This is a genomic window from Bdellovibrionales bacterium (assembly GCA_016714165.1).
GTDB lineage: Bacteria > Bdellovibrionota > Bdellovibrionia > Bdellovibrionales > UBA1609 > JADJVA01.
On record JADJNU010000001.1, the window covers coordinates 1,298,035 to 1,320,491 of the forward strand.

The following is a 22,457-nucleotide window of genomic DNA, read 5'->3' on the forward strand; positions in this document are numbered from 1 at the left end:
GAATTGAAACAGCTTTGACAAAAAATTAAGTGAGAGGAACATCGGATGAATTCAGCAAGCAAATCCTACTATGACGACGACATTGTTAAAATGTTTCTGTTCGCCACCCTCGGCTGGGGTGTGACGGCATTCCTGGTAGGACTCATCGCTGCATTGCAGATCAGCTTTTGGCAAATTAACTTTGGCCTCGAATGGCTTAGCTTTGGACGCCTTCGTCCTTTACACACGAATGCAGCGATTTTTGCCTTTGCCGGAAACATTGTCTTTGCCGGAATTTACCACTCCTCGCAACGGCTCCTCCGTGTCCGCTTGTTCAATGACTTTTTGAGCCGATTTCATTTTTGGGGTTGGCAATTCATTATTTTATCGGCAGTCATCACATTGCCCCTCGGTTTCAGCCAAGGCAAGGAGTATGCCGAACTCGAATGGCCCATTGACATCGCTATCGCCATCGTCTGGGTTGTTTTTGCGGTTAACTTTTTTGCGACCCTCTTTCGTCGAAAAGAAAAACATTTGTATGTCGCACTCTGGTTTTATATCGCGACAATTGTGACTGTGACGGTCCTTCATGTCGTCAATTCTCTCAGCATACCCATCGGCTTCATGAAGAGCTACACCGTTTGGGCGGGAGTGCAAGATGCGATGGTGCAATGGTGGTACGGACACAATGCTGTCGCCTTTTTTCTAACAACTCCCTTTTTGGGACTCATGTATTATTACCTTCCAAAAATAGCAAATCGCCCCGTCTATTCGTATCGCCTCTCAATTGTTCATTTTTGGGGACTCGTTTTTATGTATATCTGGGCGGGCCCCCACCATCTTCTTAACACCGCCATGCCTGATTGGGCTCAGACCCTCGGCATGGTTTTTAGCTTAATGATATGGGCCCCGAGTTGGGGTGGGATGATCAACGGTCTTCTGACTCTTCGCGGGGCCTGGAATTTGCTCAGAACAGAGCCTTCAATGAAGTTCCTCGTCGCTGCGATTACCTTTTACGGCATGTCGACTTTTGAAGGACCACTTCTATCGATTAAATCCGTCAATGCACTTGCTCACTACTCAGATTGGATCATCGGCCATGTTCACAGTGGTGCTCTGGGCTGGAACGGCTATATGGCATTTGGAATTGTCTACTATTTGCTTCCGCGATTGTACAAGGTTCCCCTTTTCAGCCTTCGACTCGCCAACATCCACTTCTGGCTAGGTACGCTTGGAATATTATTCTATTATCTTTCCATGGTCTCCGCCGGCCTGACTCAAGGATTGATGTGGCTCGCCCTCGATAACGATGGAGTTCTCATTTATCCGGATTTTGTTGAGACAGTAAACCGGATAAAACCCCTCTATCACATTCGAACGTGCGGTGGATTGTTTTTTCTCATCGGCACATTCATCATGTTGTACAACATTTACAAAACAGTTCGAAATGCCAAAACAATACAAAAGGAAGACATACCCAGCTCGGCTTATTACAAGCCGGATCCGACCTTAGACAAAGGGCATCGACGACTTGAGGGAATGGCCGCTATATTCACAGTCCTAACCGTGATCGCAATTTTGGTGGGATCCGTTATTTCAATTCTTCCCACTCTCTCCATGCATAGCTACGTAAAACCTGAGACTATCTCCAAACCTTGGACTCCTCTCGAACAGGCAGGAAGAGACATCTACGTGAGCGAAGGATGCTATGTTTGTCATTCTCAGATGATACGTAAACTCAGTTTCGACGTCGCCCGCTTTGGCCCCGCTTCAACCATCGGAGAATCCCTCTACGACCATCCCTTTCAATGGGGTTCCAAGCGAACGGGTCCTGACCTGGCTCGAGTTGGAGGAAAATATCCTGACCTTTGGCACTACAACCATATGATTGACCCGCGTTCCGTTATTGCACAATCACTTATGCCCGCCTACCTCTGGCTGGAGAAAAAGACGACAGACTTTTATAGTTTGCGACGCAAACTATCAGTATTGAAAACTTTGGGAGTTCCTTATGATGACGAAACAGTGGCCAATGCAGATAAAATTGCTGCAGAACAGGCCTTTGTCGTGGCAAACAGACTGTCCTCTCAAGGAGCCCCAGCAGGACTCGAAAATAAGCAAATCGTCGCTCTGATTGCCTATCTCCAAGCCCTCGGAAAGAAAGGTGGTGAGCAGTGAAAAATGAAGTCCTGAGTCGGTTTCCGCATATCGATTGGAGCCTCTGCGGCTTTCTCATTTTTGTCACAACTTTTGTGGGTGTCCTATTCTGGGTTTTCCGCCGAGGTTCAAGTGATCATTACAGTCAGATCTCAAAATTTCCGTTCGGGGAGGATCAGAAATGAAAAGGGAAGAAGACAATAGCCCCATCGAAGGGCACAATTACGACGGCATTCGCGAGCTTGACAATCCTTTGCCACGCTGGTGGTTGACTATTTTCTATTCTACGATCGTTTTTGCGGCCATCTATTACTACCATTATGAATTCGGATCAGGGCCCTCTTCGGATCAAGAGCTCACAAGAGAGCTAGATTCTCTTGAATTAAAAAAGCAAAAATCGGCCACTGATGCACCACAGCCCACAGCTGAGGATTTTAAAGCACTTCTTTCTGATCCTGAAACGCTGAAATTGGGAGCTGCAGAATTCGCCGCAAAATGCATGGCCTGTCACGGCGAGAAAGGCCAAGGCTCGATTGGTCCCAATCTAACGGACAATGCTTGGATACATGGTGATGGTTCAATTTCTGCAATCAGTCAGGTAATAAAAAGCGGCGTGGCCGAAAAAGGTATGCCGCCTTGGGGAGAAATGATTAAGCCAAAATTGATACTCCAAATTTCGGCCTATATTCGTTCGCTCAATGGGACCAATCCTCCTGGAGCAAAGGCTCCCGAAGGGCAGGTCTATCCCTAGATTAAGGATACTCAGATGAATCGCCACCCCCTCGAACTGCCTGAAGATAGCCTCGCCTCTCTGACGGCAGATGGATCTAGGTCGTATATTTATCCGGCAAGCGTGCTGGGTCGGTTTCAGCGCTATCGCCAGTCGCTGCATCTTGTATTGATTGCCTTTTTTTTGGTTCTTCCATGGATTAAGATTGGAGGACATCAAGCCGTTCTGCTCAATATCCCTGACCGACACTTTTCATTTTTTGGACTGACATTTCTCGCACACGACGCGCCGATTTTCTTTTTTATTCCAGCTATCTTTGCCCTTTGCCTGATCTTTGTCACGGCAATGTGGGGAAGACTGTGGTGCGGCTGGGCTTGTCCCCAGACTGTTTTTATTGAAACTATTTTTCGACGGATCGAAAGATGGATCGAAGGCAACCATCTGGCTCAACGAAAACTGAATCAAGAGAGTCTCAGCTTCACCAAAATTTGGAAAAAGTCTCTCAAGTGGGCCCTCTTCTTATTTTTTACCCTTATTATCACTCACACTTTTATTGCTTACTTTGTTGGTTCAAGTGAGCTCTTGGATATCGTCCAAGGGCCTCCCTCCGAAAATTGGTCCGCATTTGTGGCTATGGCCATACTTTCTGCCATTTTCCTTTTTGATTTTGGCTGGTTTCGCGAACAATTTTGCATCATTGCCTGTCCCTACGGACGATTTCAATCCGTGATGTTGGACCAAAAAACCATCAATATTTTTTACGATGAAAAAAGAGGCGAACCGCGTAAAGGTAAAAATCTTCCAACCGAACAACAAGGCGACTGCATCAATTGTTTTCGATGCGTGCAAGTTTGTCCGACAGGTGTTGATATTCGACGTGGTACGCCGCAGTTAGAGTGCATTGCCTGCACAGCATGCATCGACGCCTGCGACGAGATCATGGATAAGGTGGGTAAACCCAAGGGCCTCATCCGATACACTTCACAAGCGAGTCTCGAAGGAAGGTCCAAAAAAATCTTTCGGTTTATTGATTTTATTTATATTGGGCTCATCCTATTGACGATTTCTGGTTTTGTCCTCGCACTCTCTTGGCGAAACCCATTGCAGCTGACTCTGTTGAGGGCCAAAGATATTCCATACCGTTCCGTCACCTTGGATGGCGGAGCCCCCGGCCTCATCAATCATTTTAGCCTTCATATCGTCAATCAGAGCACAGAAAAGGCGACCATTAGTTGGAAAATTGCTGAGCCTTGGTCACGGGAAGGAGTGAGTGTTGTTTCGCAACTCAGCGACCTCTCTCTTGAACCCTTCAAAAATCAAACGATACATTTGTTCATCAAATTTCCGGTCAGCCTCCTTGAAAAATCCAATGCCAAAACTATATTGATAAATATCACAAGAGTCCTTGACCAAAAGGAAGACTCTTTTCCTATTGAAACAAAACTACTCGGTCCCTCTCCTGGCTCAGGCTGACATGAACTGGCCTACTTGATTGTTGTTCCAAACTCTAACGGCGCCTTAAAAGACTCAATCTCAACAGTTTAGCCAGCTCTCTGTTTCTTGGATGCAAAAAATCACCGAGGGATTGCAGCTGGAGCTGTACCAAAATCTAGAATTTTATATGGAACTACACACAGAATTTGGAAGCAGTCATTCACGGTCGGTGAACGAATACTGTACCAGGTTGCATTTCCACTAATAAGGAAAGGACAAGATTCTTGAAACCAGCCCCTGGGCCACTTTTGATAATATCCTTAAGCAGCTAAATGAGACAGGTTTTTCCCGATCCAGGCTCATAAAATAGTCGTAGTTACTGGATATCCTATAAACATTCTTAGGGAAAGTGGATCTCTGAGGGTCAACTGTTCTTTGTTAAGAAACAGAGGGGGGGGGGTGGATATTAATAGAAGCCCTCCCTCCATTTTTTTTTTTTTTAAGGGCGGAGGGGAGGGAACCCGCCCCCCCCCTCAAACCCAAAAACCCCCCCCCCCCCCCCGGGGGCCGCCCCCCCCCAAAACGCAATGTTTTTGGGTTTGGGGGGAGGTGGTTTTTTCCCCCCCAAACCAAGTCTCCACGAGGTCATCAGCTAATCCCAGCCTGCTTGCATGGAACGTCATTGGAACAAAACGCTCTTTCGCAATATAATGTGGAGTTCCAACTAACACACCCCCCCCCCCAAAATTGCCCCCAAGAACTTTCGTTGTTTTTAAATGTTGATTTCCCCCCCCCCCCCCACCCCCCCCCCCCGCCCCCCCCCCGGGGGTTGGGGGCGCCCCCCACACGCCGAGGGGGTCGGCCCCCCCTCCCCGGGGGGGCTCCCCCCCAAAAAAAAAAAAAAAAAAAAAAAAAAAAAAGGGGGGGCCCCCCCCCCCTGTTTTCCCCCCCACCAACAAACCCACCCCCCCCCCCCCCCCCCCCCCCCCCCCCCCCCCCCCCCCCCCAAAACCCCCCGGGGGGGGGGCCCCAACCCCCCCCAACCCCCCCCCCCACCAAAAAAAAGGAGTTGCCGCCCCCCCCAACCCCACCCCTTTTTCCCTTATTCCCCGGGGGCGGGCCCGGCCCCCCCGGCGGCCCCCCCCTCCCCCCCCACCCCGAGAAAAAAAACCCGCCAACACAACCCAAAACCACAATTTCCAAAATCCCCCCCCCCCCCCATTCCCCCCCGGCCCCCTCCGGCCCCCCCCCGGCCCCCCCCACACCCCCCCCACAAAAAAAAAACAAAAAAAAAAAAAAAAGGATTTCGCGACTAAATTTGCCGGGCCAGTTTCAACTCTAACGGAGATAGACATATCCATAGGGAGGAATCAATCCCCCCGCGCCGCCACTGCTGGTCGAGCAATCATTCCACGGAATTCTCACTCCGGATTCTGAATCAATGAGTCCCTGCTCTTCAAGAACCAGCGATCGATCGCTCGCTTTATGTTCATCACCTTTTTCGCGAATGTCTGATCTTCCCCCCTCACGATTTTTCTTCACTGTCTCACTCATCGCATCCGGCCCCTCAAACTTCATCTGCTTCAATTTTCCAACTGGAATTGCACAACTCCCCGAAATTTCCAGGGTCTCGCCAGAATAACTTCGCAGCACCAAATTCATGCGGTTATATTTTGAAAATGATTTCTTGTCGCGATCTCGAAAACTGAGACTGCGGGAGCCCTTTATTTCAAGACGCAATTCTCCCTCAGAAAAAGAAATGACCCTGCCCCCGCGGACGACAAAAATACCAAAAATCTGAAAACCCTCTGTGAGATTCTCTCTCGCTGAGCGATCCTCCAAAACAAGGTCTTGAAAAACCTTCGACTCGGGAGAGCTCTGAAAATAAAAACTATAAACTTCTTCACGATGAATCGTGCCATTGTCTCCAGACACTTCCCGAGTCCGCAAGCGATCCACATGTAACTCCACTTCTTCATCAATCTCTGCTCTCTTGCCAAGCACACTCTGGACATCTTTTCGCGGACGAAGATTGACCTTCAGCCCCTGGCTCCGAAAGCTCAAGGAGTCCAGTATGTTATTTTGACTTTTTCGAACAAAGCGCCCTTCACCCGAAACAAGAGCCTCGACGCGGCCGTCAGAACCCTTGCAATCCGAGTATTTCCAATAGTAGACATCCTCATCAGGCTTCAAAGAACTCAGAATTTTCTGAGGACCACAGCGAGCAGTCCCCATCAACTCCACAGCACTGAGTTCAGTCTCACTTGCAACTTTATAAGCATCGGCTTCCCGTTGAATAGCGCTCTCCAACAAAGATCGCGCTTGCATCAAACGTCCAATCAAAAAGTAGGAGTAACCGGAAATCGAATTCTCCGGAACAGACAGAGGCGTAACACGATGCTCTTTTGATCCCTTGGATTCAAACGTCTTATCTGGGGGAGTACAAGAGATCGAAATAAAACCGCTGTATGCGACAAAGATCAAATTCACAGCACACCGAGCTCTCCTACTCAAGTTTCTATCTTTCATCGATTTTCTCCAATTGCATTAATGTACCGTATCACCTGAACTCTCAACCAAGAGCTTGTTCTCAAGCATTCCATTAAAAAAATATTGAAGCAGCGCGCGCAAATGGAGATCAAGTCGGCCTCTCTTTTTTGCTTCCAAATTATTTCCTGCTCCAATAACGCGTCCCCCTTGATGCGTGTAAAACTCAGCTCCGCCGCCATTTTCATCTGTCTTAATCAGCCCGTCCTTGTTTAGATACCAATATCCCGTTTCAGTTCGATTCATCACCCAATCTGGTTGGCTGGAGAAAATTGATCGGCCAAATTTCGTCCACTTTTCTGGCCGAACACCCAACAACTGCATGATAGATAAGGGGATGTCTACATGCTGCGCGACCTGTTCAATATCTACAAAAGGAAGTTTGCCTCCGGGCCGGTAAAAGAAGATAGGCACTCGGAAGTGTCCTAAACTATCACCATAAGAGGCCTGATCCGATTTAGTTGTGTGGTCAGCTGTGATCACAAAAATCGTATGACGAAACCAAGGTCGCTTTTCTGCTTCGCTAAAAAATTGTCGAAGAGAGAAATCAGTATATCCAATGCTCTCGTGAATCTCTAAAGTTCCCTTTGGGAAACGCCCCGCATATTTCTTCGGAACACTAAATGGCTGGTGGGAGCTCAATGAGAAAATAACCGAAGCAAATGGCTCCTGCATCTTATCAATTTCTCTCACGGCATACTGAAAATAGGGCTCATCAAAAATTCCCCAATGTCCATCAGAATCCTCCTTGTGAGGATACTCATTCAATCCAAAATAATGCTGAAAGCCAGCTCTCTGAGAGAAACTATCAAAATACATTGTCCCATTTTCAGCGCCATGAAAAAAACCTGTCGTGTATCCCTCTCTTCTTAGTACGCTTCCGAGCCCTTCGATGCGATTAGATGAAAAATCGGATGTGATAAAGGGATCAGGCAACAGGCTCGGAATTCCTGAAAGCAAGCTAGGTATGGCTTCGATGGACCTCCGTCCATTTGCAAAGCCATTTTTTAAAAATACTCCCTTCGTAGAAAGTTCATCAAAAAAAGGTGTGTATCCGTTTCCACCATTGGCCGTGCCAACAAATTCGAGCGCAAAGCTCTCGAGGATAATTAACACGACATTCTCACGAGTCGGAGCGGATGCCCAGGTTATATTTGTGGGGAGATATTTATCCTGCTCACTTTTTGAGAAACTCTCAACGCGCCGTTGGACCCGAGTCCCTTTCGATCGTATCATGGTAAACGTAGAATTCAGTGCTAAGATCCCCAATTTATCCTGAGAAAAAATGAAAGCATTCGTCGATTTCAAAGGCTTGAGCTGCCAACCACCGCGTGCTGATAGGGCCAATACACTTGCCAAAATAAAGTATTCAAAAATGGGATGAACCCTTCGATATTTTTTGGATGGAACGAATGAAGGAAAGCTCCGGTATAACAGATAGGTCAATGCAACGGCCGCAAATGACAAATACCAATAATACACAATCACTTGAACAGCTTGATTCTGGATATCTCCGGCGAACTTCAGAAATGCAATCGTGCTTCTTTTACCTGTCAATTGATAGAGCTCGATATGAGCCAAATTGAAAGAGATAAACAACAAATTAACAACAACAAAATAGGAAAGGGTCAAACCCTTTAGGTAGGTCTTCTGCTGCCATTTGCTCGGAAAGGAAAAAAAAACAAAAACCGGAAGGTTTGAAAGAACGATCGCAACCAAATCAAACCTTAGACCTAGCAGAAACGACTCCGCCACCTCTATATTTGAAAAGCCTGCGAATAACCCCTGTTATAAACGTAGAAAATCAATCTAACCAAGGCGTAGACAACAAGCAAAGACGATAGAAGAAGTAGACTTCGGCGCAAAACGGGAATTTTTGAGGTTTTCAAATCACTATTCTCTCTACGCTTGAAATTTATCAGCGCAGAAGCCCTTGTCCAAAATCAAGACTCTGCTCTGCCTCTGACCCAAGAGTAAAACAGCACGCTGTAAGGCTCGCCTTGAACGGCCGAAAACTCTTTTCTCACGTCTTCTACCAGGTCGGGAGCAATGCGGCCAGCATTTATCAAAGCGGGAGCCGCACTTAATAACAGATCCCGAAAATAAGAGAAAAACCTCTCGCGATCCTGTGGCTGACGAGCGTCAAAATGAAGGCTGCGGTGTTCTGTCACAATATTTTTATACCCCGCCTGCATCAAAAGATTTCCCATCTGTACCCCGACATAGGGATGTCCCTTAATCGACCACTGATAATCATTGAACTCGATCCAGTATCGCAATATTGCCGGACTATAAGGGTCAACAAAAAAACTAGAATTGTTCACTTCCGACAATATGACTTCCGAACCGGGGATCAAATACCTTCTCAATTCTCGAAGTACAGCGAGAGGGTCCGGCACATGCTCTAAAAACCAGCATAAAAAAGCTCCATCAAAAGTCTGTCCCTTTAGAATCGCGAGGTCTCGGGCATCGGCCTGATGAAGCTCAAGCCGGCTGTCCAGAATCTCCTGGGCCAAGGTCGCTCTCGCTACTCTGAGCTGGTCTTCAGAAATATCGACGCCCACCAGTTTTTTAATCGAAGCAAATCTCTTCAAAAGAATTTTACTTTGCGCGCCAATTCCGCATCCGACCTCAAGCAATCTTGTGTCTCTCCTGAATTCCACCCCTTCATAAACATAGGGCTCAAGAAGGCGGGCTTGGTCTTCCAGTCGAGCTTGTTCTTGCGATGTGTAACCATGAAGATATTTTGATTTTGACACACTCTACCTCTCAAAAAGAGAAACGAATATTCTGCACATCTTTTGGCCAATGACTGCAACACCATTATGCGCTTAACGGCCAAGAAAGCCAAAGGCCCACACCACTAATTTTTGATCTGATTTCTGTTGCCAGACTCATCGCCCAGCACAATCCTCCGATAGATATTTACGGTGGAAAATACGCAAACAGATGATTTTTTTAACTTTGTGAGGGAATTGAAAATTTTGCCAATTTTCGCCTTAATTCTAAGTACTTGGGGCTGCGTTGGGCCAACCACTCCTTTTGGAGCAATCCATCGCCTCACGACCCCTTCTCAGTTAAAATTTGATACAGCAGTTGATCCCGCAGCTGATCCAACAGGCATGCAGCCCCCCTCCGCCTCAAAAGCGAAAATAGACAAGCAGGGCTTTTACGCGCCAGCTCCATCACCCCCAAGAATCGAATTATTTCCAAATCGCCAAGTGCTTCATAATCGCAGAGACCTCAAGGTTGTTATTTTTGATCCCAAAGGCATTGCTGAGGGCTCACGCTGGCGAATCTATTACAATGGCTACGAAGTCACCCACCAACTCGTACCGACGGTCAATGAGGTGGAATCCATCTCACGAAAGGAATGGACTCTGGAGTTTAAAAATCTGAGGGTTCGGGCTGAAAAGGACAACCATATTCAATTCGCTTATTTCACAAGCCCAAATCAACCTCCCGTTATTCGGTCTTGGTTGCCTCCCGAATGCCAAATGGATCAGATACAGCAGATTGAAACTACCGAGGATTTTACTCTTTCAGCTAATCTTCTCGATAGAATCGACAGACTCTCTCGCGACTTCAATTTTAATCCCAGTCTTCTTGCGGGCCTCGTCGCACAGGAATCAGCATTCAATCCTCAAGCCATCAGTTGGGCGAAGGCCATCGGACTCACCCAAGTGACTCCTATCGCGGACTTGGAAATCGCACGTTTCCAACCTCTTTGGCCTAGGTCTGCCTCAATCAGCCGCTTTCCAGCCGGAATTGTTAAGGGCCTGATTAACGCTGGAAAACTCACGGCCAGAGATGACTGGCGCCTCAACCCTGAATTATCGCTCCGGGGAGGACTGACATTCCTTAATTATCTTGCCGATTATTGGGCGAACGATTCTGTCTTTTCACAACTCAAGGAGAATTCTCCATTTCCAAAGCAACTTACCACTCAAATTATTCTGGCCTCCTACCAGTCAGGCGCTTCGCGTGTAAAAAAGGCCTTACTCGAAAATAATCAAAATTTTTTGGCTTCAGAGAGTTTAATTGAGGCGCGAAAGTACGTTGGTCGAGTGAGTAGTTACTGTTACCACTTTTCAAATCGAGAGGATCTCTATGCGAAATCGCCCTAAAATCCTCCTTGCCATCGCCTTCATATTTTTAGGCATCATCGTCTCACTTCCTATTCAAGTGGCTCTCCTTTATGGCCACGCCATTGACGAACTCGTCCAAATGTTAACAAAAATCTCTCTATTGAATTTCCTCGTCGCTCTCTCCCTTGTCATAAATATCCCGTTCATACTTCGCGCTTCTCGCTGGCTCTCGCTTAGCCTTCCCCTCTCTCTCATTGCCATTGGTTGGAACAATTGGGTGGTTGCATCTGTCGGGCATGATTTCTCCCCCTCAACGACTTGGGTGGCGACGTTGCTATTTGGCTTGCTTTGCGGGTTTGTCTCTCTTCCCGTTGTTTGGAAATTGATAAAATATCCCGAGCAGCGCTGGTGGCTTCAGGCCGTCCGAAAGGCCATTTCACTCCCCATGACCCTTGAGCCCGTTCGAGGCTCGAGCATAGACATGAGAACCTATGATCTCTCTAGAACGGGAGCTTTCGTCCAGGTTGACGACTGGAGCGAATTTGAGTATCCGATGCGTGAGGGAGATGTCATAAATGTTAAATTCACGATTGGAACCCTCAATCGAATTAGCTGCTCTGCTCAAATCGTGCGAAGAAACTACGAATCAGGCCATTATCCGGCCGGACTTGGACTGCGATTTATAGGGCTACAACGAGGCCATCATCGTCTCCTTCGTCAATTCGTCGAAACCCAGCCAGATCACGTGAGTCACTAAATATTAACTGATTTTCTTGATTGTTGTTTCATTCTTGATCTGTATGCCTTTTCAAGAAGGAAACTTGATGTCCCATTCTTTCTCTATGACCCCGATCGGGCATATCCGGTCCTGTTTCCCTGAAAAGTTTGGAGTGCCAAAGCAGGGGCGAATTTCTCCTCACAGTCATGGCGCTATTCACTTTTCAGCTCACATTGACGGGCCTGCCATGACCGCTGGACTCGAATTGTTTTCTCACTTGTGGGTTCTCTGGCTATTTCATCAGAACAAAAATAAAACTCTTCTCAAGAAGGTTCACCCGCCTCGAATGGGTGGAAAAAAATCGGGGGTCTTTGCCTCGCGAAGCCCCCATCGACCAAACGCGATCGGTATGACTGTTGTTCAGATTTTGTCGATTGAAGTCGACCGGATATTAATTAGTGGCTTAGACATGGTAGAGGGCACACCTGTATTAGATATAAAGCCCTATATCCCTCAGTGGGACTCTTACCCAGAAGCTTCTTCAGGTTGGCTGAATCACCAACCCGATTCATTCTGCCCAACAGAATTCTTATCTTCTGCGATGGAGGAACTCTTTGCTTACGAAAAATCAGACAGCCTCGAAATGCCCGCTTCAGAGGTTCTCCACGCCATCAGAGAATGCCTCAGCACGGACCCTCGACCGCCCGCATACAAGAAAATGGATCAGACAAGGCAGATGAGTGAAAAACCGATTTACGCTTTTCAAATCTATGGTTTGGACGTCAAGTTTCGCAAATGGAAAAATGGATTCTTGGTTACAAGAATTGATAAAATAAGAAACGAAGAGAGCAGAGCCACAGGACCCAGCCAGAGTGCAACCTGAATTCCCATCTCATCGCTGAGACGGCCCAATCCATAATGCATGATAACTGTCATCAAAGTTCCAAATGATATCGCAACCGAAAATGCGCGACTTGCTTGTTTTCCAAAAACTTGGGCAATCGTTTCAATGAATACCGGAAAGAAGGGCCCCAGGCTGAGACCGCACAATACCAAGAAGACGGGATGGTAAACGAGTCCAAGGCTGTAAAAGAGGCTTGAAAAAATCAGGCAATATGAGAGCACATGACGACCGGAGCTCTTCAGGGGACCAGAGCTCTTCAGGGGACCAGAGCCCACAAAAAAAACAAGTCGACTCAAAAACATCAAAAGAAAAAAACAAATGAGGGCTTTTGCCGAACTCGCGTCTGACCATTGGGTGACTCGCTTCAAATAAAGCACCATCCGTGTGGTAAGGGAAAGCTCCCCAACGAGATAGGTTGCCAATATCATTGCCATCCAGAGGCTCAGAATTCTTTGAAAACCCCCACTGGATGGACTCTCGACTCTGCCCTCCAAAGAGGTCTCCTTCCCAATGCTTTTGTCACGAGATGAGTTTGGGGGCACCTTTCGCAATCCTCGTCCTTTAGAAAAGTAAAAAAACGAAATAATTAGTATGATAAAAGGAATCCCGCTAAATAAAAAAACGATCTTGGTCCAGGGATATTTTAGTCCGATAGCGTAGGAAAAGATGAGAGGAGCTAAAAAGGAGGCCATCCCATAATTGCTATGAAGGCCAGAAAAAAGCCGTCTCCAATGCGATTCTGGTGAGCTTTCCTGAATCAGCACGTGCTGAGCAACTGATCCAATTCCCTGACCAATTCCTAGAACTCCGGAGGCGAGCAACACAGAAAAATAGTTTCCGCCAAGACCCAAACCCACAAATCCAAGGCCCATAAAAAATAAACTTCCCCGCAAAACTCGCATTGATCCCGCCAACGGAATCAACCACCGGCAGGAGTAGCTCGCCATAAAGCTCAGCAGAGAGGTCACAGAAAATAGCCAAGAGCCTGAGGTGTCCGTCAAGTCAAGGTCCCGTAACACCAACGGAAAAAAGGACCACGAGCATTATCTAAAAAACCAAGGGCAAACAATGAGGCATACGCAAAGAGAACACAGGACCACCGCAGTTCCACATTACGCATTTCTAGCCAGAGCCGCATGTTTGACTTTATCCTTTTCATCCGCAACAAATCGACTACCATCGTCATGAGAGCCAATGAAATATGGGTTTGATCTCTCCACCAAAAATTGCCACAATGGCCCGGGACTAAAACTTAACCAGATATTGTTAGCACGGGCACGGGCCACTTCAGAGTACACCAAGTGAACCGACACCACATCTCGTATTTCGCTTTAAGATGGAGATTTATTTGTGGGCACGACTGTTGATGCAATGAATCCAGTGGAGGAAACTCTTAACCAAAGTGCTACTTTGGAAAGTCATCTCCACCCGAAAATATCGGAGTCTTTCTGCGTTCTGCCTTGGATCCAACGTTTTATTAATCTTGGCGGTGAACATCAGATTTGTTGTACCTCTGAAGAGTATGGCAATTCGATTCGTTCCAGCTTTGGAAGAATTCTAAAAGTCAGCAACACGACTGACCCAGACAAGGTTCAAAATGCTTCAAGCCTCATGAGAGTTCGTCGACAGATGTTAAAGGGAAGGTGGCCCGCCGCTTGTGCCAGATGCAAAACCGTAGAAAAGTGTGGAGGAAGAAGCCGACGACAAATCGAAAACTGGCGATTCTCGGACAGAATTACAGAAATCATAAAAAGCACTAACAAACGCGGACGAACAACAATCCTTCCCTCCTATCTAGACCTCCGACTTGGAAACTTTTGCAATCTTGTTTGTCGCATGTGCAATCCGAGAGCAAGTAGGAAATGGTCTCTTGAATGGAATCGGGTCAAATTGACCTGGGAAAAACTCATTTTTATTAGGTGGCGCTATAAATATGACTGGTATCGGAGAGAAAAGTTCAAACCCTTTCTCAAGGCCCTCCTTCCCCATATCAGGAATTTTCATGTGGCCGGAGGAGAACCTCTCATTATTCCTGAAACGCTGGAACTCTTAAAGGAGCTACAAAAAACCGGCATTTCCAGTAGCACGGAAGTTTCTTTTAACACAAACCTCACAGTCCTCAATCAGGATCTTCTGAAGTGCTTGAAAACTTTCAAAAGAGTTTTCTTTTATGTGAGTGTTGATGCTTACGGCGAACTGAACGACTACATACGCTACCCAAGCAAATGGACAAAGATTGTCGATCGCGTTCATGAAATTTCGATGTGGGCGAAGGACTCTCCCTTCGTCATCCAGTTTAACGTGACTGTACAGATTTACAACATTCTGAGGTTAGACGAACTCATCGACTGGATTCAGTCACTTGATTTGCCTGGAGTCGGCAACGTCCCCAATCTCACGATTCTAAATAATCCCAGCTATTATGACATACGCAATCTCCCCACCAATCTCAAACACGAGGTCACACAAACCATTGAAAAGAGGAGAGTCGACTGGCTCTCTGCAGCTCCCTCCTATGCTCGAGATGGTTTTGCGGCCACGCTGGATTCAATTATTGAACATTTGAAATTCCCTCCCTCCAGCCGCTGGACTTTCTCTCACTTTCAATCCGTAACAGCCGCTCTGGATGCATCAAGAAAGCAAAACCTAGAAAGTCACCTCCCCGAAATGGTGGCCCCCCCAAGGAAGGGGCTGCACGAGCCTCATCAGACTCCGTTAGGAGTGCCACAGAATTCCGCTTTTAAATTGTAAGCGGTTGCTATTCAGAGGTCCCTGAAGGCTTCACACAGGCGACCTTCACAAAATTATCCTTTCCAACTGATGAGAATGAATGTGAATGGGGGCGCACAAGGCCGACCAAAAGTCTCTCATCGTTGCAACTGAACAGCTGCCAGTTGATATCTGGCCAATTCGCCAGCATTTCTGCCACGCCCCTGTGAAGTGACAAGAATTTCCTTTATGGGGATCGCAAAATCAAAATCAACCACAAGCTTGTCACCCCTCAACATAGGACCATGAAGCTCTGACAGCGCACGCCTACTTCCATCTCGAAGCTCAGCAACAGCCTCAATTATCTCTATTGATCCAGCAAGACACGAAATCTGTATTCCAACAATATTGTTTTTGTTTACTGGAAACGAAACTCGACGATGGCTCTGACCAAGAATTTCGTCAATGCCCAAATCCACAGGGACTTCGTGATACGGCCGAGATTGCGATGCCGGAGCTGTAGAAACAAGTGTCACCCGCATATTTTTTCGAGGAGGAACAGCCGTAGGCGGGGCGAGCTCAAGAGGGGCGGCGACATCCGTATCGATATTTTTTGACAGTTTAGGGGCGGCAGAGGCCGGCTCAGCTTCAGGCTCAACCACTTGCTCGGGTTGCCGTTCAACTTTGGGCTTAGGCTTAACTTTGGGCTCAGGCTTAACTTTGGGCTCAGCCTTAACTTTGGGCTCAGCCTTAACTTTGGGCTCAGGCCGTTCATCGACCGGAAGAGGTGACTGCGCAGGAGCAGTCTTCTCCGGAATTGGAGATTGAGGAGGGGGCGAGGACTCCGCTGCATCCGGTGAAGAAGACTCCGCTGCCCGCGATGAATCTGAATCAATTCGCAAGTTTCCAAAGTTCTCATTAATTATCCTGAGATGAAGTTCAGCGCTACGAATAATAAAGTGCCCCCTCAACTGAATCTCCCAAGAACCCCCTTCATCGGTCTCTTCTTTGTTTATGAGCTCGACCTGATCATAGGTTTCAAGGTCTTTAGACAAGAAAGATCCACGCGCCTTTGCTATTGATTGAATGAAAAGGGAATTCTTATCCAACAGAAGTTCGGCTTGGGCTTTGCCATCAGCCGATTTTGCCACTATGACCACCTTTTCGATAACATAAGACCCAAACTGGGCGAGTGGATATCGACGGCTAACCTCTTGATTTAACTGAATCTCGGCTGTCCCTTCTTGCTTCTGATCCCCTACCTCCATGTCTCCGTAGTCCAAATCCAACAAAAAAGTGTCTCCGGTGCTCAGGTGAGTAGGTGGACCCGATTTACCTCCTTGAGCATGACATTGGCTATTGTAAAAAAACAATCCCACACCAAAAGCAACCAAACAGAATATCCATTTCATGAGTTCCAAGCCTCCAAAGGGATAACATAGGTGAGCGAACATGAAGCACCAATCATGCCACAGCCTTCTTTAAAAAAAGCTGAAAACAGAATCCCTCAGATGGTTTGCTGTGAAAAATTCACTCTGAGTGAAAATAAGAATGACATAAGCTGGTCTGCTTGATTGTTGTTCCAAACATCAGGGGTGCCTTTCTGAACCAAATCTCAGGAGACCAGGATCTTCAAACATGCGTCCGGCAGCAGCGCTCACGTTGTGAGCACTGCACCAAGCCGAACTCGATCCTGAACCCCTGAGATTTGGTTCAGCCAGCTCCCTGTGTCTTGGACACAACAGATTCACCGATGGCTTGCACTCCAGCCGATGTATTAAAATCTAGATCTTTCTTTTCGAAGCCTTCATCGTGAGATGATCTGATGGTTATGATAATCTACATAGAGGTCAATATGATCCTTATAAGACAGTTCCTTGCCCATGCTCCGATTGCAATGACGCGAGATCTAAACTCATTGCAATTGCGAATAAGCACATCTAACATCGATGGAACAGGCAATTGGGTCTGCCTTAAACGCCGCTCGCAACGAGGTCGTTCTGATGGCTCCTACCAAACTAAAGGTGGGAGTGCGCCTTGAAAAACCCCGAGTCAAAATTGATTAACCGCTATCTCCGCTGGACATTCTTCAGTGCCATTTGCGGCGTTCTTGCTGGTATTGCATCATCTGTTTTTCTGATTTCTCTTGAATGGGCTACAAACACTCGAGATAAGGCGCCCGTTATTATCTGGGCGCTCCCCCTTGCTGGCTTTTTTATCGGATGGACCTACCACCACTTCGGTAAAAATGTGGCGGCAGGAAACAATCTGATTCTCGATGAAATTCATGATCCCAAAAAAGTAATTCCGGTCCATATGGCTCCCTTTATACTTGTGGGAACAATCCTAACGCATTTGTTTGGCGGCTCAGCAGGTCGCGAAGGAACAGCCGTACAGATGGGAGCCTCGCTTTTCAGATCAACTGACACATTTCTTTAGAATCGAGCCCGAGGAGCGAAAGATCCTGCTCGCCGCAGGAGCTGGAGCTGGGTTTGGTGCAGCCGTTGGTGCGCCATGGGCTGGAGTGGTGTTCGGCATGGAAGTAATTAATGTCGGCAAGCTCAGGCTTTTTGCCTGGCTTGAGTGTTTCGTCGCCTCCTTTGTTGGATTCGGTGTTTCACATCTTCTTCAAGCTCCTCATTCCCAATTTCCGTCTATTGAGATTCCTTCGGTTGAATTGAAAACTCTTTTTTTTGTCGGAGTTGCGGGAATTGCGTTTGGCATCTCAGCCAAACTTTTTGCCATGAGTACTCATCTTGTAGAAAGAACCGCGAAACGATTCATATCCTATCCTCCTTTGAAGCCGCTCATTGGCGGATTCCTGGTTGTGACTCTTTTTTATCTCGAAGGTACCTATCGGTACGTGGGCCTCGGAATCCCCTACATCCAGGACGCTTTAACGAATCAAGTGGGATTTAATGAACCCTTTCTCAAATCTATTTTCACATCTCTGACGATAGGAACCGGATTTAAGGGGGGTGAATTCATTCCACTCGTCTTTATTGGAACAACGCTTGGAAGCGCCCTCGCTCTAATTTTGCCAATTTCCTTTTCCCTTCTAGCCGCTGTCGGATTCGCCGCTGTTTTTGGAGGGGCTTCCAATACGCCGATAGCCTGCACCTTAATGGCCATGGAGATTTTTGGCTACCGCATTGGCCCATTCACTTTTGTTGCGTGTTTCGTGAGTTATTACTTTTCGGGTCATCAAGGTATTTATGCCTCCCAAAGAATTCATATTAAAAAACATCAAAAACTCTTCTCATGGTTGACCTCATGTTATTTCATGCTCAAATCCTCACGAAATAGAGAATAGAGATGGAAGGGAAAAGCCAAAACACCATTTCCCAGAATCCCACTGTCGTAAGACTTGGCGCAGGTTTAACTCGACGGATTCCACAGCGAAAATTGGTGTTATCTTTGAAATTGACAAAGGAGTTTCTTCACCGAGTCAATCCCAAGTACAAAGTGAGGGATCTAGATGATCTCAGGAATAAAATTAATCCTCAGGCTGGGTGAACATACGAATCCGATGAAAGCATTCTTCCAGTTTGACGAGATCATTTTTTCCCTCTGGACGGCGGTCTCTTAAGTTTCCTGTGTAGTTTGAAAAGAAGCATCATAAGCAGTAAATCCAGCAGGACTAAATACTGGCAATAGAGACATTCAGTGACAACTGGACTTTTAATTTCAGAGACTGAGATTGGGAGATTTTATGAAAATTAAATGGTTTTTTGCAGTTTTAATTTTTACATCAGTTCAGTACTTGATGGCACAAACACCCCTATCGGTTTCTGCTGATTTTGATCGAACCATAGTTGAGAGTTTCAAAGGCGATACTTTTGCTATCCGAGCCGTTACAGAAAAGTTTTATTATATGAAAATGCAGCAGTTAGCTAACAACGATGATTCCAAATGGGAAGCCAACCGCAAAAAATACTGGGAAAGTCTTTATTGTTCACAGTTTGTCGTTGGTAAATCACCAGATGCCCTGGATAAAGTCGCTAAACTTCGAAAAGTATTTGTCGGTCTGGATGGCTTAAAAACATATGATGCAGACGAGACGGCTAAATTGATGTCGAATAGAGAAATGCGACGAAGAACATTTAAAGGTTTCGATGCCGTTGAGAATAAAGACAAACATAAATTTTGCCCGTTTCCATTGGCTAAAGACTTTATAGCAGCTCGGCAAAAAGAATTTACCGAGTCTAATAGCAAGTCACTGACTCAAGCTGCGAAGTTTGAGTACCTTCATCCAAAACTACAATCTGTGGCAAAAGAAATGACTGAAAGAATGAGTGAAGGCAAACCTCCGACGTCCAAACACATTGAAGAGACTTCCATTTCTATGATTACTAAAGTAATTCCCATCATGGAAACCAAGGCAAGTCTTGAGTTTCTGCCGGCGATTGAAAAAAAATGCCCCGGCGCCGTCGAAAAAATATGGGCAAAATGCAAAGACGACAAACTTTACCGCATGCCCACTTTTTCAAATTTGGCTAAACAACTCTGCTTCCAAGATCATCAAAACGAAGCCCCAGCCGCCTGCAAATAACTACCTGGCACATCTCTCGGCTTTTCATCATGATGATAATCTCTCAGAACAGGGGTTCTCAGGAAATGAAAGCCCCTTCTTCTTAATGGGGTGGTGACCTCACTGCCTCTTTTCACAGCCAATTAAACGTTCTTGAAGGCACATGATCCGGTAGCGGCGGCTGATTTTTTCAAAGATATTTTCGTGAGCTCCGCCGATTTCAGGGTTTCTCTTCCATTCATTTGTTGCCGCAGGATTTCACGAAGGGTCACCGTATTTTTTCCTCCCGGAAGATATTGTTTCAGATCGAATTTATCAAATGGATTTTCACTTCGTTTTCCGTTTTCAAGAACACCACTAAAGCTGGAATATCCCTCTCGAGATTCGGCTCCAAGAGGACTTGAAGTATAGCCTCCTCCTCCGCTCACACCCTTTAAAACGTCAGTGTCATAGCCGGGGCCTCCGTAGCCACCACCCCCTCCAGAGTAGGGCATAGCACTTCCTCCGCCGCCTCCGCCCCCGGCAAATCCTCCACCGTTATTGGGGAACTCTAAGCTTACGTTTTTATTTGATTTAGGTTCTTTATAGTCCACACACACACAATGACACATGTGTTAAATAAAGTCTATCTATATAGCGAAATAATCTTGATAATGTACGTCCTGATACAGAAACAGCCTCGTGCTTCCTGCGCTCCAATCGTGTGCCTTATATCCCCCTGGCTTAAGCCAGGGGCTTTACGTCACGCATGGTAATTCAGTTTGTTAACCCCATCTTCGCATCCAGGTTATCTTTGGTTGTGATAAGCCAGATCCTATTCTACCGCGGATCTAAACATTTCCTTTGGGTATGATATTTGCTATAAATTAACTCTCAAAGAGGTGAGCTGTGAAGTACTTTATCTTGGGTTTATTTTTTTCTTCCTTGGTAGCTGTTGGCGACGGAGCGCAACTCCAAATTGTCGACATTGGCTTTCGTGAGGCCAATTACTATATTGGAGTTGAAATTAGTTCCCCCGGAGAGGAGTATACCTTTTCTCTTTGTAGTTCCACCAGCGCCCGCTGTTTTCCCATCAGTAATTGCAATTATCATCAAGAAGATCTGGTTGATGAAGTCGAATCGATCAAAGATGAATCAGTTAAAAGTGACTTCAGTTGGATATTCCTGAGGTCAGATCACTCATCAGCAAACCTGGCACCTTTTTTCGCGGAATTTAGGGAGCTTCTTCGCCGAGCCAATCCTAAGTGTGAAGTGAGGGACCTAGATGATCTCAAAAATAGAATTGATTCTCAGGCTGGGTGAAGAGTCGCTTCCGATGGCCGCACTTTTCCTTCCGACTTGAAGGAGTTTGTTGGCCAATTCTCACTCACTTCCACCATCTTCATGATTGTCGAAATCATTGGTACCAACGGATGCCGTAAATCTAATAACATTGCTGTGGATGGTACCAAATCGATGGAGCGCACTGTCCGCTCGCAACGGACAGAAAGACCTGCAGAACCTCCGTCACAACACACCATTGCATTATGTGGACTTTCATCATCACCAGATCACCTGACAGTGAAGGCTTCTAAAAGAAAGTCTCGATTTTAATACAGCGGCTGACCCCCGATCCATCCGTGAATCTGTTGTATCCCATTACGACTTGATCAAAAGTGGTGAAGTCGAACCAATCTTCTTGATAAACCAGGTATCAGTAATGAATCCTGAAATGCCCCCTCACATTTAAAACCGATGACGGCATCCAATGCCCCCAAAAGAGCTTGATTGAAATAGCCAAAATGAGAGAGATTGTCCGAAAGGAGGAGCCTTGCCTGAGGATTTACAATGTGAAGTCTTGACTCAAAAAGGCGGTTGGAATCGCAGGAAAACAGGCCGATAAACGGAGACTTGATTTGGGATTTCTTTATCGCCTGTACCATTAACTTTAAGCCTGCCTCGCGAGCCCGATACCAGTTGTAATCCGTTATTCCTTTTCCAACGTAGCGAGGGGGTCTAAAATCAGGTCCTCCGCCAGCTCGTGAGTGACCAACGTAGAAAACCGCGTCAAAAGAAAGAAGTCCGCGGATAAACGCAGTTTCTGCATTTAAACTCTTCTCCCTTTGCGGTTCTGCAAATTCGTTCTTGTTATCTCGATCCACAATACTAAAAGAACTATTCTCCAATTCCAGATGAACAAGAATTTTTCTCCCCACCTCATCAATGATTTTTTCTAAACCTCCGCCCCTTGTACTCTGAAAACCGCAGGCAAAAAGCTGATTGGAGCGACAGGGTTTTGTGATTTCCGCTATCAGAGCCGCCCTCTCGAATTCATCTGATGTGAGACCATCCTCATTGTCATTGTAGCCAAATACCACCATTATATTCAAAACGCCGCGGTATATCGCCTCTTGATATTTCTCAAAGCACTGAAGGCTCCTTCCCTCGGATCTCAAACCATTCTGCATGCGATTGTTAAGGGCCTCCAAGCTAATACTCTTGTTTAACAGATCCTCCCCAAGAGAAGGATCCTGCCCTCTGGATAATGCGGATTGAAACAGACCACAAATTGCAACACACAGGAATGCCTTGCCAAGACTCCAAAACCCCATATCCCCCCCAATTTTTAAAAAATCAGTTTCCCCCTTTTAACCTTCTCTCCTAAGACCTCCTGTATCTTG

The 22,457-nt window shown here is 46.4% G+C and carries 17 protein-coding genes and 1 pseudogene; 11 read left to right on the forward strand and 7 right to left on the reverse strand.

What is annotated here, in order from left to right; genetic code table 11:
* The first annotated feature begins 45 nt into the window (after positions 1 to 45).
* The 4 genes from ccoN to ccoG are packed head-to-tail and all read left to right on the forward strand — an operon-like array spanning position 46 to position 4,339.
* Entirely contained in the window at positions 46 to 2,157 is a 2,112-nt protein-coding gene (gene ccoN, locus IPJ71_05805; protein MBK7843199.1) for a cytochrome-c oxidase, cbb3-type subunit I, read from the forward strand.
* Complete coding sequence (locus tag IPJ71_05810; protein ID MBK7843200.1) at positions 2,154 to 2,321, forward strand: cbb3-type cytochrome c oxidase subunit 3; 168 nt, start codon at positions 2,154 to 2,156, stop codon at positions 2,319 to 2,321. The genes ccoN and IPJ71_05810 overlap by 4 nt, the downstream gene beginning before the upstream one ends.
* The gene (locus IPJ71_05815; protein MBK7843201.1) at positions 2,318 to 2,887 is read left to right on the forward strand and encodes a c-type cytochrome; all 570 of its coding nucleotides are present in this window, start codon (positions 2,318 to 2,320) and stop codon (positions 2,885 to 2,887) included. The genes IPJ71_05810 and IPJ71_05815 overlap by 4 nt, the downstream gene beginning before the upstream one ends.
* Before the next feature lie 15 nt (positions 2,888 to 2,902).
* Positions 2,903 to 4,339 (forward strand): cytochrome c oxidase accessory protein CcoG, encoded by a 1,437-nt coding sequence (gene ccoG / locus IPJ71_05820; protein ID MBK7843202.1) that lies wholly within the window; start codon positions 2,903 to 2,905, stop codon positions 4,337 to 4,339.
* 1,299 nt (positions 4,340 to 5,638) lie between these two features.
* Here ccoG and IPJ71_05825 read toward each other — a convergent pair.
* The 3 genes from IPJ71_05825 to IPJ71_05835 form a co-directional block, all read right to left on the reverse strand.
* The gene (locus tag IPJ71_05825; GenBank protein ID MBK7843203.1) at positions 5,639 to 6,829 is read right to left on the reverse strand and encodes a hypothetical protein; all 1,191 of its coding nucleotides are present in this window, start codon (positions 6,827 to 6,829) and stop codon (positions 5,639 to 5,641) included.
* Between the two features lie 18 nt (positions 6,830 to 6,847).
* Complete coding sequence (locus IPJ71_05830; protein MBK7843204.1) at positions 6,848 to 8,602, reverse strand: sulfatase-like hydrolase/transferase; 1,755 nt, start codon at positions 8,600 to 8,602, stop codon at positions 6,848 to 6,850.
* A gap of 188 nt (positions 8,603 to 8,790) precedes the next feature.
* Complete coding sequence (locus tag IPJ71_05835; GenBank protein MBK7843205.1) at positions 8,791 to 9,606, reverse strand: class I SAM-dependent methyltransferase; 816 nt, start codon at positions 9,604 to 9,606, stop codon at positions 8,791 to 8,793.
* A 207-nt stretch (positions 9,607 to 9,813) separates the two neighbouring features.
* Here IPJ71_05835 and IPJ71_05840 point away from each other — a divergent pair, with 207 nt between their 5' ends.
* From IPJ71_05840 to tsaA, 3 genes are all read left to right on the forward strand, one after another.
* On the forward strand, positions 9,814 to 10,974 hold the full coding sequence (locus IPJ71_05840) for a transglycosylase SLT domain-containing protein (protein MBK7843206.1): 1,161 nt from the start codon (positions 9,814 to 9,816) through the stop codon (positions 10,972 to 10,974).
* Positions 10,958 to 11,692 (forward strand): PilZ domain-containing protein, encoded by a 735-nt coding sequence (locus tag IPJ71_05845; protein MBK7843207.1) that lies wholly within the window; start codon positions 10,958 to 10,960, stop codon positions 11,690 to 11,692. The genes IPJ71_05840 and IPJ71_05845 overlap by 17 nt, the downstream gene beginning before the upstream one ends.
* 67 nt (positions 11,693 to 11,759) lie before the next feature.
* Positions 11,760 to 12,536: a tRNA (N6-threonylcarbamoyladenosine(37)-N6)-methyltransferase TrmO gene (tsaA, locus tag IPJ71_05850; GenBank protein MBK7843208.1), complete on the forward strand. Its 777-nt coding sequence runs from the start codon at positions 11,760 to 11,762 to the stop codon at positions 12,534 to 12,536.
* Here the strand turns inward: tsaA and IPJ71_05855 are convergent.
* Positions 12,422 to 13,576: an MFS transporter gene (locus tag IPJ71_05855; GenBank protein MBK7843209.1), complete on the reverse strand. Its 1,155-nt coding sequence runs from the start codon at positions 13,574 to 13,576 to the stop codon at positions 12,422 to 12,424. The two genes, tsaA and IPJ71_05855, sit on opposite strands and share 115 nt — an antisense overlap.
* Before the next feature lie 331 nt (positions 13,577 to 13,907).
* Here IPJ71_05855 and IPJ71_05860 point away from each other — a divergent pair, with 331 nt between their 5' ends.
* Entirely contained in the window at positions 13,908 to 15,308 is a 1,401-nt protein-coding gene (locus IPJ71_05860; GenBank protein MBK7843210.1) for a radical SAM protein, read from the forward strand.
* A 116-nt stretch (positions 15,309 to 15,424) separates the two neighbouring features.
* On the opposite strand, the gene IPJ71_05865 is transcribed toward IPJ71_05860, so the two are convergent.
* The gene (locus IPJ71_05865) at positions 15,425 to 16,678 is read right to left on the reverse strand and encodes a hypothetical protein (protein ID MBK7843211.1); all 1,254 of its coding nucleotides are present in this window, start codon (positions 16,676 to 16,678) and stop codon (positions 15,425 to 15,427) included.
* A gap of 649 nt (positions 16,679 to 17,327) precedes the next feature.
* Between IPJ71_05865 and IPJ71_05870 the strand changes: the two are divergent.
* Positions 17,328 to 18,579, forward strand: a pseudogene (locus tag IPJ71_05870) (chloride channel protein).
* A 399-nt stretch (positions 18,580 to 18,978) separates the two neighbouring features.
* Positions 18,979 to 19,818: a hypothetical protein gene (locus tag IPJ71_05875; protein MBK7843212.1), complete on the forward strand. Its 840-nt coding sequence runs from the start codon at positions 18,979 to 18,981 to the stop codon at positions 19,816 to 19,818.
* 122 nt (positions 19,819 to 19,940) lie between these two features.
* Here IPJ71_05875 and IPJ71_05880 read toward each other — a convergent pair whose 3' ends face one another.
* Positions 19,941 to 20,390 carry a hypothetical protein gene (locus IPJ71_05880; GenBank protein ID MBK7843213.1) on the reverse strand — a complete coding sequence of 150 codons (450 nt, stop codon included), beginning with the start codon at positions 20,388 to 20,390 and terminating at the stop codon, positions 19,941 to 19,943.
* Between the two features lie 295 nt (positions 20,391 to 20,685).
* On the opposite strand from IPJ71_05880, the gene IPJ71_05885 reads away from it, so the two are divergent.
* The gene (locus IPJ71_05885; GenBank protein MBK7843214.1) at positions 20,686 to 21,099 is read left to right on the forward strand and encodes a hypothetical protein; all 414 of its coding nucleotides are present in this window, start codon (positions 20,686 to 20,688) and stop codon (positions 21,097 to 21,099) included.
* 347 nt (positions 21,100 to 21,446) lie between these two features.
* On the opposite strand, the gene IPJ71_05890 is transcribed toward IPJ71_05885, so the two are convergent.
* Complete coding sequence (locus IPJ71_05890) at positions 21,447 to 22,388, reverse strand: hypothetical protein (GenBank protein MBK7843215.1); 942 nt, start codon at positions 22,386 to 22,388, stop codon at positions 21,447 to 21,449.
* Positions 22,389 to 22,457: the final 69 nt, after the last annotated feature.